At 63.0% G+C, this 12,576-nt stretch carries 13 protein-coding genes; 8 read left to right on the plus strand and 5 right to left on the minus strand.

Annotated features, from left to right (window positions below; genetic code table 11):
* Positions 1-28 precede the first annotated feature (28 nt).
* The 8 genes from AC1Q6C_RS03775 to AC1Q6C_RS03810 all read left to right on the plus strand — a co-directional run bounded on the left by AC1Q6C_RS03775 (position 29) and on the right by AC1Q6C_RS03810 (position 5,278).
* Positions 29-808, plus strand: coding sequence for an LmeA family phospholipid-binding protein (locus AC1Q6C_RS03775; RefSeq protein WP_003939847.1), 780 nt, complete (start codon positions 29-31; stop codon positions 806-808).
* On the plus strand, positions 805-1,281 hold the full coding sequence (locus AC1Q6C_RS03780) for a thioredoxin family protein (RefSeq protein ID WP_003939684.1): 477 nt from the start codon (positions 805-807) through the stop codon (positions 1,279-1,281). Before AC1Q6C_RS03775 ends, AC1Q6C_RS03780 begins: the two co-directional genes overlap by 4 nt.
* Positions 1,282-1,291: 10 nt before the next feature.
* Positions 1,292-1,378, plus strand: coding sequence for a putative leader peptide (locus AC1Q6C_RS03785; RefSeq protein WP_350318872.1), 87 nt, complete (start codon positions 1,292-1,294; stop codon positions 1,376-1,378).
* Positions 1,379-1,509: 131 nt separating this feature from the next.
* Entirely contained in the window at positions 1,510-1,980 is a 471-nt protein-coding gene (locus tag AC1Q6C_RS03790) for a DUF4395 domain-containing protein (RefSeq protein WP_230359027.1), read from the plus strand.
* Between the two features lie 74 nt (positions 1,981-2,054).
* Entirely contained in the window at positions 2,055-2,888 is an 834-nt protein-coding gene (locus AC1Q6C_RS03795) for a sulfurtransferase (protein ID WP_003939859.1), read from the plus strand.
* A 2-nt stretch (positions 2,889-2,890) separates the two neighbouring features.
* On the plus strand, positions 2,891-3,196 hold the full coding sequence (locus AC1Q6C_RS03800) for a DUF1416 domain-containing protein (protein ID WP_003939797.1): 306 nt from the start codon (positions 2,891-2,893) through the stop codon (positions 3,194-3,196).
* A gap of 258 nt (positions 3,197-3,454) precedes the next feature.
* Positions 3,455-4,093 carry a heme-binding beta-barrel domain-containing protein gene (locus AC1Q6C_RS03805; protein WP_039973378.1) on the plus strand — a complete coding sequence of 213 codons (639 nt, stop codon included), beginning with the start codon at positions 3,455-3,457 and terminating at the stop codon, positions 4,091-4,093.
* A gap of 144 nt (positions 4,094-4,237) precedes the next feature.
* A complete protein-coding gene (locus AC1Q6C_RS03810) occupies positions 4,238-5,278 on the plus strand; it encodes a type IV toxin-antitoxin system AbiEi family antitoxin domain-containing protein (RefSeq protein WP_230359028.1) in 1,041 nt (346 codons plus the stop codon).
* Positions 5,279-5,511: 233 nt separating this feature from the next.
* Here the strand turns inward: AC1Q6C_RS03810 and cydC are convergent, their stop codons facing one another.
* The 5 genes from cydC to AC1Q6C_RS03835 form a co-directional block, all read right to left on the minus strand.
* Positions 5,512-7,200 (minus strand): thiol reductant ABC exporter subunit CydC, encoded by a 1,689-nt coding sequence (gene cydC / locus AC1Q6C_RS03815; protein ID WP_007733832.1) that lies wholly within the window; start codon positions 7,198-7,200, stop codon positions 5,512-5,514.
* Positions 7,190-8,878, minus strand: a complete 1,689-nt coding sequence (cydD, locus tag AC1Q6C_RS03820; RefSeq protein ID WP_007733831.1) for a thiol reductant ABC exporter subunit CydD — start codon at positions 8,876-8,878, stop codon at positions 7,190-7,192. The genes cydC and cydD overlap by 11 nt, the downstream gene beginning before the upstream one ends.
* Positions 8,879-8,936: 58 nt before the next feature.
* Positions 8,937-9,980 (minus strand): cytochrome d ubiquinol oxidase subunit II, encoded by a 1,044-nt coding sequence (gene cydB / locus AC1Q6C_RS03825; RefSeq protein ID WP_003939727.1) that lies wholly within the window; start codon positions 9,978-9,980, stop codon positions 8,937-8,939.
* A 9-nt stretch (positions 9,981-9,989) separates the two neighbouring features.
* Complete coding sequence (locus AC1Q6C_RS03830) at positions 9,990-11,489, minus strand: cytochrome ubiquinol oxidase subunit I (RefSeq protein ID WP_007733830.1); 1,500 nt, start codon at positions 11,487-11,489, stop codon at positions 9,990-9,992.
* A 154-nt stretch (positions 11,490-11,643) separates the two neighbouring features.
* Complete coding sequence (locus tag AC1Q6C_RS03835; RefSeq protein WP_007733829.1) at positions 11,644-12,507, minus strand: aminodeoxychorismate lyase; 864 nt, start codon at positions 12,505-12,507, stop codon at positions 11,644-11,646.
* Between the last annotated feature and the right edge of the window lie 69 nt (positions 12,508-12,576).

Genomic DNA, 12,576 nt, shown 5'->3' on the forward strand with positions numbered 1-12,576 from the left:
CCCGACCGGAGTCCGTCACAATGGTGCGGTGCGCAAACTGATCATCGGCATCGTCTTTCTCCTCGGCCTCGGACTGGTGGCCGATTTCGGCGCGGCCGCGTACGCCGAGTACCGGGTTTCCCGCGAGCTCCGAACCGGCGCATCACTCGAGTCGGATCCGGAGGTCACCTTCAACGGGTTCCCCTTCCTCACCCAGGCACTCGGCGGGAAATACAAGGACGTCTACGTCAGAGCTACCGGCGTCCAGAGCGACGTGGTGGGCGAAGTGACCGTCGAGGCCGATCTGCGCGGGGTCACCGTTCCCTTCTCCGACATCGTGAACGGCAATGTCACCCAACTCCCCGTCGACAAACTCGACGGCCGGATGGGAATCAACGCCACCGACCTCGGAAAGCTGCTCAATATCCCTGACCTGCAGGTATCTTCGCCGCCTGCCAACAAGTCGGATGGCACCGGGGGCAGCGGCGGAACCGGAGCGAGCACCGCGGGCGCCGTCGTGCTGACGGGAACGGTTGCCGTCGGTCCGGTCGAGACTGCAGTGAGCGTGCAGGCCAACCTCGTTCTGGAAGGTGGGCAGGTCAAGATCGTCGCCAGCAATCTGTACTTCGGTCCGGAGGGCAAAGCCGATTTCTCGATCCCCGCAGCACTCGAACCCGTCGTCCTCGGCTTGTTCAGCTACACGATCGATCCGCAGGCACTTCCCTACGGAATTCAGCCGAGCCTGGTCTACGCGGAAGGCGGAAGAATCGTGATCGAAGGCAGCGCCGAAAACACGACGATCGATCTCGCAGAGCTGCAGAACCGATGACCGGGATCACAATTCTGCTGGTCGCGCTGGTCGCCGTCGTCGCGGTCGGGCTCTTTCTCAAGTCGCGCAACGGAAAGGTCCGAGTCACCACGCCGGCCGCGACCGGCGCGGCGGACAGTCGCCTCGAACTGCTCCGCGCCGCTGGAGTCTCTTCGCCGAACGGCGGACCCGTCGTACTGCATTTCTCTGCCGACTGGTGCGGACCGTGCGCGGCAGTACGCCGCGTCGTCGGTCAGGTCGTGATCTCGATGGCCGACGCTCCCCGTCCGCCGGTGGAGATCGAGCTCGACATCGACAAGGAACCGGCTCTGGCACGCGAGATGAGTGTCCTCTCGCTGCCCACCACCTTCATCCTCGACGGTGGCCTGGAGGAACAGTTCCGGGTGTCCGGAGTGCCATCCGCAGCCGATCTGAAAGCTGCACTCGTACCACTATCCGGACCCCACGAGCCAAAATCCGAGAATTCGGGGTAAACTCGCCGACGTGCAAACCCGCCACGAGCTGATGCTCACCCGACGCCGCGCAGTAGACCTGTGCCGCCTCGGGGGCTGTTGCTGTACCTGTTGCTGATCACCTCATCCGTCAGATCTCTCTGACCTTCGAGCTTTCGCTCACGTGATCAATCCACCGAGTGGGACTTTGACGTCCCGTTTTCTCGGTCCAGGCACAGCATCATGCAATCCAGCGCAGGAGCACTCCCGATGTCCACAACCACACCCCAGCTCGAGCAGGTCGACGTCCGCGGACCTCGATTCGCCGCGTGGGTCACCACCGGCGTTCTCGTACTCACGCTCATCCTCTCGACCTTCTCACTGCCCGCCGCCACCGTCGTTCTCGCACTACAGGCCATCGTCTTCGCGGTCGGAGCGGTACTCGGCCCCAAGCGCAGCCCGTACGGCCAGATCTTCGGCAAGCTCGTCGCCCCGCGACTCTCGCCGGTCAGCGAACACGAACCCGTGGCGCCGCTGCGCTTCGCGCAGTTCGTCGGCTTCGTCTTCGCACTCGCCGGCACGGTCGGTTTCCTGGCCGGGTCGACGATCGTCGGCACCGTTGCCACCGGCTTCGCCTTGTTCGCGGCCCTGCTCAACGCCGCGTTCGGCATCTGCCTCGGCTGCCAGATCTATCCACTCGTCGCAAGGCTGCGAAATACCGGCCGCGCTACCACCGCGTGAAAACGCTTGCCCCACAACCCTGCTGAACCCCTGCTAGATAACGACCGATGCAAGACCACATCGAAAGGAACACCATGGCTCGCTCCGACGTCCTAGTCTCCGCTGACTGGGCTGAGCAGAACCTCAACACCCCCAAGACCGTTTTTGTCGAGGTGGACGAGGACACCAGCGCATACGACGGCGGCCACATCGAGGGTGCAGTCAAGCTCGACTGGCGCAAGGACCTCCAGGACGGCGTCCGACGCGACTTCCTGAACCAGGAGCAGTTCTCGGATCTGCTCTCCGCCAAAGGCATTGCGAACGACGACACCGTCGTTCTCTACGGTGGCAACAACAACTGGTTCGCCGCTTACGCTTACTGGTACTTCAAGCTGTACGGCCACCAGGACATCAAGCTGATCGACGGCGGCCGCAAGAAGTGGGAACTCGACGGACGCCCGCTCTCCAAGGACGCAGTCAACCGCGAAGCCACGCAGTACAAGGCCGAGACCCCCGACTTCTCGATCCGCGCTTTCCGCGACGAGGTCATCGACGCCATCGGCAGCAAGAACCTCGTCGACGTTCGTAGCCCTGACGAGTTCTCGGGCAAGATCCTCGCTCCCGCCCACCTTCCGCAGGAGCAGGCGCAGCAGCGTGGCCACGTCCCCGGAGCCATCAACATCCCGTGGAGCACCACCGCCAACGAGGACGGCACCTTCAAGTCGGACGACGACCTCGCCAAGCTGTACGCGGAAAAGGGCTTCGACGACACCAAGGAAACGATCGCCTACTGCCGCATCGGCGAGCGTTCGAGCCACACCTGGTTCGTCCTGCAGGAGATCCTCGGCAAGAACAACGTCAAGAACTACGACGGCAGCTGGGTCGAATACGGCTCACTCGTCGGCGCACCGATCGAATTGGGAGCCTGATCATGTGTGGAGCACCTACCCAGGGCCAGACCCTGCCTGCCGGCGTCGACGTCGAGAAGGAAACGGTCATCACCGGCCGCGTTCTCGCAGCTGACGGCCAGCCCATCGGCGGCGCATTCGTGCGTCTGCTCGACGGCTCCGGAGAGTTCACGGCCGAGGTCGTGGCATCGGGAACCGGCGATTTCCGCTTCTTCGCCGCTCCGGGCGAGTGGACCGTGCGTGCACTGTCCAGCTCGGGCAACGGCACCTCCACCGTCGCTCCCGAGGGCTCGGGCGTGCACAACGTGGACGTGACCGTCAGCAAGTAATTCCTGCTTTGTCAGGCGGCCCCGCACCCCTCCGGTGCGGGGCCTTCTGCATTCCGGCTCCCGATTTTTCCGGTCGGTCGCCGCGGTCTAAGATGTACCCGTGGTCATTTTCTTCGAGGTACTCCTCGCACTCGCATCCGTCATGATCGCTTGGTTCTCCGTGTACGTCGTGTACCGCTTGGTCACCGACGAGTCGTGAGTCAGGCTCCGGATTCAGGGTCCGACGCGACCGCTGACGATTCCGCCGCTGCAGGTGCCGTGAGGCGCGGCAGCGGGGACGAAGCTGTCGCCATCGCCGTCGAGCGCTCCAAGTCGACGGCGTCGCTCAACATTCCGACCCTGCCGGACCTTCCGTTGCCGGAGGACACCGCAAACCTGCGCCTCGGCCCGGACATCAATCCCGAACTCCTCGCGCTTCTCCCCCTCGTCGGTGTCTGGCGCGGCGAAGGTGAAGGACACGACGAGAACGGCGACTACGCCTTCGGTCAGCAGATCGTCATCTCGCACGACGGCGGCCCGTACCTCAATTGGGAGTCCCGGTCCTGGCGCCTCGACGCCGAGGGCAAGTACGTGAGCCCCGATCTGCGCGAGAGCGGTTACTGGCGCATGGGCGGCGACGGCATCCCGGGCAGCGTCAACCAGGAAGTGGTCGAACTCCTGCTCAGCCACAGCTCCGGTGTCGTCGAAATGTACTACGGGCGCGCACTCACCCAGGCGTCGTGGGAACTTGCCACCGACGTGGTGATCCGCAGCCAGTCCGGTGCACTGTACGGCGGCGCGAAGCGTCTGTACGGCATCGTCGAAGGCGGCGACCTCGCGTACGTCGAAGAGCGGATCATGTCTGACGGTGGCCTGGAACCGCGTCTCTCGGCCCGCCTGACGCGCTACATCGGCTAGCTCTGCTGTGCGCCTTTATTAACCCCCGGCGGTTAATAAAGGCGCACAGCAGATTTATCCACAGGCACCGACAAATTCCACAGGCGGGCTTCGGAGCGGCATCTTCGACCGATTCTTGTCGGTCCGCGATCTGACGGTATTCGCATGAGCTGCGACTACATCGATCCTGATCTCCGAAGACTCTTCGACTTCCAGCACGGACTCGCGACCAACAAACAACTACGCCCTTTCGGCTATTCACCGCGCCGCATCCAACATCTGGTCGAATCGGGTCAATGGACTTCCGTCCTCCACGGCGTTCAATCCAGCACCAACGGGCCGCTCAACCGAGCAATGATTCTCGAGGCCGCACTGCTGTTCGGCGGCGGAGAGACTTACCTGAGCCACCGGACTGCAGCTGAAGAGTGGGGACTCACGCACATCGAGTCCGAACTGCCGATCCACATCACGGTCCGATACGGCAGATCCTCCCGCTGTCAGAGTCCGACGGTCAGACCCGAACGCTCCCCGGCGCGCCCCGTTCCGTTGGGGTGGTCCACTGCCCATCCCGGAGTGATCGTTCATCGTTCACGCGCTCAGGCCCACATCGGCGTTGCCACTCAGCCTGCTCGTACTTCGCTGGCCGACAACGCAATTGACCTGGCGGTTGCAGAGCCGTCGGCTCGCGACGCCGCTCGTTCTCTGGTTCGCTCCGCCACGGCGTGCAAAGTGTCACGGATGGAATTGCGCACCCGAATGGAATGCCGCCGGCCGAGGCGATATGTCAAAGCGCTGTCCTCGACATTGGACCTGTTGGATCGCGGTGTCCAGTCGGTACTCGAACATCGCTACGCAATCGAGGTCGAGCGCGCACACGGTTTGCCGGAAGCACGACGGCAATCGCCGGTCCTCGTCGATGGGAGAACTCTCTACGAGGACGTTGACTACCGCAATTGCGGTGTCGCACTGATCGTTCGACTCGACGGATTTGCCTTCCACTCTTCTCGGGCGACTGCGCTGCGGGATCGTCGGCGAGGAAACGCATCCGAACTGTCAGGCAACGCCACACTGGTCTTCGGTTGGGAGGAGGTGGAGGGGGCCTCGTGCCGAACTGCAGCCGAGGTCAGAGCGATCCTCGAGCGCGGTGGATGGTGGGGGCCTAATCCTTGTCCACGCTGTGCGCCTTTATTAACCGCCGGGGGTTGATAAAGGCGCACGGCACGAAGCGACCCCCGAGCCACACCCACGCTTTCGCGCGGATCCCGGTCGGACTGATCGGGGGCTCGGGGGTCGGGTGGCTGCCTGGGATTCGCCGGCCGCTCACGCGGTAAGTGAATTCCATCAGCGATTGCGGCTAGCTGGCAGCCACCTCACGCGTCCGTCTGTACTTCAATTTCAGACCACCTCCTTCCTTGTGTACAGGAGAAAGTACGCCCACTTCACGATGACGGCAACGTATTTTCCACAGAAACTTTTCCGACGCATATCACCTGGTCAGCTCCAGTACCGGCCGGAAGTTGATGGGTAACGACAACAACCGTTCGTGAAGAATCGACCAGCATTCCGTCGCGATCGAGCAACTCGCGCAGCAACTGAGCGCCGGCCTCCGCGTCCATGTGCTCGGTCGGCTCGTCGAGCAGCAGTACCTCCGCGGGCGAGACGATCGCGCGTGCCAACAGCAACCGACGACGCTCACCGCCCGAAACCGCTCGCATACCGCCGACCAGGTAGGTGTCGAGCCCGTCCGGCAGTTCCGCCAGCCACTCGCCGAGACCAACTGCGGCAAGTGCCTTCTCCGCGTCCTCGGCGGTGAGGTCACCCCGCGCGACGCGCAGGTTCTCGAGTACCGACGTCTCGAAGAGGTGTGCGTCTTCGGCGAAGTACCCGACGTGCCGACGCAGCTCGGCCGGATCGATATCCGAAACGTCCACCGAGTCAACACGAACTGTTCCCGCGACGGGCGGCAGCAGTCCCGCCATCGTCATCAGCGCAGTGGTCTTTCCCGATCCACTCTCGCCGACGACGGCAACACGAGCACCGCGAGGAAGATCCACCGACAGCGGTTCGGTCACCTTTCCCCCGGGCCAACCCGCCCGCAACGCGTGCACACTCAGGACCCCGTCCTCCGGCCACGCACGATTTCCTTCAACGTGTTCGGCGTCGGCTCGATCGAGTACCGCCATGATGCGTGCCGACGCCAGCCGCGCCTTGGTCAATGCCACCGCCGCGCTGGGCAGTATCGCGGTTCCCTCGAAAGCCGACAGCGGAAGCAGTACAAGGATTCCCATGGACATCGGTGACATGTCGGTGGTTCCGTACAGCGAGATTCCGATCAGCAGGGCACCGAGGACGCTCACTCCGATTGCCAGGGGCGTGGCAGCGGCGGCAAAGGCACTCGGGACCGCCGCGCGATCGGTTGCGTCGACCACATCGTTCTCGGCAGAGACCGCCTCGCTCACCGCCTGATCCAAGCGACCCGATACCCGGAGCTCGGCGGAATGGTCGAGGGCGGTCACCGCGGACTCACTGAATCGCGCTGCGGCAGCAGAACTGTCGGCCTCGGCGAGACGAGCAGCACGAGCCGACAGCCAGGGTGCCGCGATCCCGGACACCGCCAGCGCAACAGCCAGGATGAGCGCGGCCGGAACCGAGATGAACAACAGGATTCCCACCGCAGCAAACGCGAGGACAATCGAAACCGCAATCGGGATCAGTGCTTTGACGACGACGTCGCCCAGTGCATCCACGTCGGCGCCCGTACGTGAGAGCAGGTCACCGCGTCGTAGTCCGGCTGCTGCCGCGGGATCTCCTGCGGCCAACTGCTGGTAGATCCTCGATCGCGCCGCGGTGGTTCCGCGCAACGCGACGTCGTGCGTCGTCAATCGTTCGAGATAGCGGAAGACACCACGTGAGATTCCCAATGCGCGTACGGCAACTACCGCAACACTGAGATCGAGAACGGGAGGCATCTCCCAAGCCCGCGTGATCAACCATGCGGACAGCGCCGCCAAGGCGAGTGCGCTACCGAGTGTTGCCACACCCGCCGCTACCGCCGTCAGTACGCGTCGTGGCCGAAGTTCCAGTAGCCGCAGAGCACGCAGAAGCGGATCGTGAGCGTCACTTCTCATGAGCGCGCACCTCGACGATCCGGTCAGCTGCGGCAAGCACACTCGGACGGTGGCCGATCACGACAACGGTGTCGCCACGCTCCGCCCGTGCTCTCAGAGAAGCCAACACTGTCCCTTCCGAATCCGAGTCGAGGTGAGCGGTGGGTTCGTCCAGGACAAGAACTGCGCGGTCCGAGGCAAGCACGCGTGTCAGTGCCAGCCGTTGCCGCTGCCCCAAAGACAGACCTGTACCGCCGACGCCGATCACGGTCTCGACGCCCGCAGGCAGCTCGGCCAGTACCGCGTCGAATCCCGTCGCAGCAGCGGCGTGGGTCAGTGCTTGCGCATCGACGACCCCGGTGAGATCGAGATTTTCACGAACGGTGCCGGGTAGGAGGACCGGATGCTGGGGAAGCCAGGCCAACTGACTCCACCACGCGTGCTCGTCCAGGTCTCGGACATCGACGCCGGCGACCGTCACACGCCCACTGCTCGGTTCGATCAACCCGAGCAGCGCGTGCACTGCCGTCGACTTGCCGCAGCCGTTGGGACCGGTGAGCACGGTGATCGCCCCTGGCGATGCCATGGCGGAAAGTCGAGACGGTGCGACTCCCCCACGAGAGGCCACACCGAGTCCGTCGAAGACGATGTCGGCGCCTCGAGCGACCACCGTCGTGCTACCACCCTCCGGCGCGGCAGAATCCGCCTCGATAACCTCGAATGCCTTGTCGGCTGCCGCCATTCCGTCCTCGGCGGCGTGGAACTGGGTTCCCACCATCCGAAGTGGCAGGTACACCTCGGGGGCGAGGATCAACGCGACTATCCCCGGCTCGAGTGACATGTCGCCGTACACCAGTCGCAAGCCGATACTCACGGCCACCAACGCGACGCAGAGCGTTGCGAGCAGTTCCAGCACCATCGAGGACAGGAACGCGACGCGGAGAGCTGACATCGTCGTTCGCCGATGAGCGTCACCGAGTTCACGGACGCGCTCGGCAGGACCTTGCTGACGACCGAGCGCCCGCAGCGTCGGCAAACCGGCAAGAAGATCGAGCAGTTGCGAAGACAACGTGGTCATCGCTGCCAGCGTCTTCTCCGACTTACCCTTTGTCAGCAAGCCGATCAGAATCATGAAGATGGGGATCAGCGGCAGCGTCACGAAGATGATGACCGCAGACGTCATGTCCTGCACCGCAATGACTATCAGGGTGATGGGTGTCAGCGTCACCGACAAGACCAGGGCCGGAAGGTATCCCGTCAGGTACGGACCAAGGCCGTCGACACCTCGGGTGACCACGGTCGCGATCTCGTCACGCCGCGGATCCAGATCGCGAGGACTCATCGCCGTCGCCGACGTCAGCACGCCGTTCTTGATCTCGGCAACGACGCGAGTCGACGCCCGGTGCGCATACCTGGTCTGCAACCAGGTCCCCAGAACTCGGACCGCCACAGCTGCGGCGAGAACAACCAATTCGGTTGTCCACGAGGAAACATCCACAGTTCGAGTGGTGATCACTCCGGCCAGCACCCGGCCGATCATGAGCGCCGCGACGATGACCATCACGACGTTCACCATCGACAGAGCGACCGTGAGGATCAGATAGCCGCGCGCAGAAGCGGAATGTCGCCACAGCCGCGGGTCGATCGGCCCCCGGCGACGCTCCCGAGTGGTGGGAGCGTCGCCTACTTCGATAGTCACGTGAATTCGACCGTCAGTTCTTTCGTGATTCGAATGTTTCGTGATTCAAGGTTGGTGACTACCACGTCTTCTCCTTGAATCGCAGACCGATCGACGCCGGAATCTGCTTGGAGGAGATGCGCTGTCGGAACACCCAGTACGTCCAACCCTGGTAGATGATCACCACCGGCGTCATGAATGCCGCGGCCCACGTCATCACCTTGAGCGTGTACGGACTCGACGACGCGTTCTCGATGGTCAGGCTGTACGCCGGATCCAGCGTCGACGGCATGACGTTCGGGAACAGCGAGGCGAACAGCAGCACGACGGTGGCGATGACGGCCACACAGGTGAGAACGAAGGCCCAGCCTTCGCGCTCGGCCCGCGTCAGGAAGACGACGCCGATCAGTGCCGCAGCAGCGGCAGCTACCAGAATCCACGTCCATCCCTTGCCGTAGGCGAGTTGCGTCCACAGAACGAATCCGCCGGCAACAGGAATAGCTGGAATTGCCAGTCGTGCAGCAATTTTCACGGCATCTTCACGAACCTCGTCGGCACTCTTGAGTGCCAGGAACACTGCACCGTGGAGAGCGAACACCAGCGCGGTGGTCAGACCGCCGAGCAGCGCGTACGGATTGAGCAGATCGAAGAATCCCGACTCGACCTGCTTGTCTGCGTTGATCGCCACGCCCCGAACGATGTTCGCGAAAGCCACGCCCCAGAGAACTGCCGGGACCCAGGAGCCGAAGATGATGCCCCAGTCGCAACGCTGACGCCATTTGTCGTCGTCGATCTTGCTTCGCCATTCGATGGCACAGATACGAACGATCAAGGCCACCAGGATGATCAGCAGCGGTAGATAGAACCCGGAGAACAACGTCGCGTACCACTCCGGGAATGCCGCGAACATCGCGCCACCGGCGGTGATCAGCCACACTTCGTTGCCGTCCCACACCGGGCCGATCGTGTTGAGCGCTACCCGTCGACGCGTATCGGCCGGGAGGTCACTGCCTCTGCCGACGATCGGCATGAGCATTCCGACACCGAAGTCGAACCCTTCGAGGACGAAGTAACCGATGAACAGTACTGCGACGAGCACGAACCATACTTCTTGAAGTCCCATGATCGCCTCCTAGTACGCGAACGACAGTTGTTTGGGCTTGTCCGGATCTTCCGGCTCGTCATGATCTGTATCGCCCGGCGGATGCATGTCGTGCTCCAACGGGCCTTCCTTCGCGTACCGCACGATCAGCTTGAACCAGACGACTCCCAGCGCTCCGTACAGCAGGGTGAAGGTGATCAGCGAAGCCCAGACGGTAGCCGACGCGTGGTCCGAAACACCTTGGTCGACAGTAAGTCTGATCATGTCGACGCCGGTCGGGTTGGGATGCACCACCCAGGGCTGACGGCCCATCTCGGTGAAGATCCAACCGGCGCTGTTCGCCATGAACGGAGTGGGGATCGCGACCAGGCTGAGTATTCCGAACCACTTCTGGTCCGGGACCCGCCCCTTACGAGTGACCCACAGTCCCGCGAGAGCCAGTGCTGCCGAACCGGCGGCGAGGCCGATCATGGCGCGGAAAGACCAGTACGTGACAAAGAGATTCGGTCGGTAGTTACCCGGTCCGAAGTCCTGCTCCGCCTGCTCCTGCAGTTGGTTCACGCCTTGCAGTTCGACGCCGGTGAACTTGCCCTCGGCCAACCATGGAAGAACGAACGGCACCTTCAGAACGTGCGTCACGCTGTCACAGTTGTTGTGAGTGCCGATAGTGAGGATCGAGAAGTCCGGATCCATCTCGGTGTCGCACAGCGATTCCGCCGACGCCATCTTCATGGGTTGCTGCTGGAACATGAGCTTGCCTTGGACGTCACCGGTATAGATGATGCCGATTCCGGCCACGATCATGACGAGCAACGCGAATCGTGTTGCCGGGCGGTACATCGTCCGTGCGTCGGCTTCGAGGCGCTCGGCTTCGGCGGCCTCAGCCTGCTTGGCGCGGCGCATGTTCCGCACCATCCACCAACCACTGATGCCGGCGACGAACGTCGCCGCTGTCAGGAAGGCGCCGGCAACCGCGTGCGGGAAGGCAGCGAGAGCGGTGTTGTTGGTCAGCAGCTCCCAGATACTGGTGAGCTCGGCACGACCCGTTTCAGGGTTGTACGTCGCACCGACCGGATGCTGCATGAACGAGTTGGCCGCGATGATGAAGAATGCCGACGCGTTGACGCCGATCGCCACGAGCCAAATGCACGCCAGGTGTACAAGTTTGGGCAGCCTGCCCCAACCGAAGATCCAGAGTCCGATGAAGACGGACTCCATGAAGAAGGCGACAAGGCCTTCCAATGCGAGCGGAGCTCCGAAGACGTCACCGACGAATCGCGAGTACTCGCTCCAGTTCATGCCGAACTGGAACTCCTGCACGATGCCGGTGGCTACACCGAGTGCGAAGTTGATGAGGAAAAGCTTGCCGAAGAACTTGGTGAGCCGATACCAGTGGTCCTTTTTGGTGACCACCCACATCGTCTGCATGATCGCGATCATCGGCGCAAGTCCGATGGTCAGCGGAACAAGGATGAAGTGGTAGACGGTAGTGATACCGAACTGCCACCTGGAGACGTCCAAAGTATCCATTGGCTACTCCGAGAGTAGGGCCCTGGGACAGGCTTCGGGGTTCGAGACGCGGGCAGTCGCTCGGCCCCTGCGGACACGGTACTGCTGTCCGGTTTGGACCGCAGGACTTTGCTACTACCAAATGTAGTAGAGACCTGTCGCGATTCCTATTCGCCTATCGCCCTGCTGAATCCGAATCAATTGCACGTTCAACCAATTCCGCGAATTCCCCGGAGACCTTCGGCTCTGGCAATGTGAGCCCGTCGAGTGTATGGACGCGTGCGGCCAGCGTGACGCTCGAAACCATCCACACTCCGTCGGCCGCAATCAAATCCGCAGGTCGGAGGGTTTCGTATCGGCAATCGAAGCGAGCACTGCCGGCAACGTCGAACAGGGCGCGCTGCGTAGTGCCCATCAAAATGCCCTGTGCGGGAGGCGGTGTGATCAAAGTCCTGTCCCGAACGATCACCACCGTCGAGCGTGGCCCCTCCAACACATTGCCCTCGGAACTGACGAAGATCACATCGTCAGCACCCAAATTCGCCGCATATCGAAGCGCTGCCATGTTGGTTGCGTACGACAACGTCTTCGCGCCCAGTAGCTGCCAGGGTGCCCGGGCAGAGAGATCGACAGAGAAACCTCGCTCGAGAGTCATCACCGACAACCCCGATTCGCGGACCTGTCTGACCCGATCGGCCACCGGACCGACCATCACGAAGGCTGTCGGCTTGTCACCGCTCTCACGGCCGCGGGTCAGAACAAGACGAAGAGCGCCTTCCTTCTCGGTCCCCCACTCCTCGGCAGCCATCTCGATCGCCAGACGCCAATCATCGAGAACGGGAGCGGGCAGACCGAGTGCCCGCGCGCTCAGAACCAGTCGACTCAGGTGTCCCTCGACCACCCGGGCGCGGCCGTCGCGTACCAACAGCGTCTCGAAGACTCCGTCGCCGCGCACCACCGCCAGGTCGTCGGCGTGCAGAAACGGTGCGTCAGCATCGAGCACCTCATGGTCGAGAGTCACCAATACGCGATCAGGCATGCCATCAACCCTAACGATCCGCCAAGCCGCCGGGGCCGCCCTGTAACCGCGATCCCGCCCACACTCCTA

This window comes from Rhodococcus sp. MT28, from assembly GCF_058792695.1.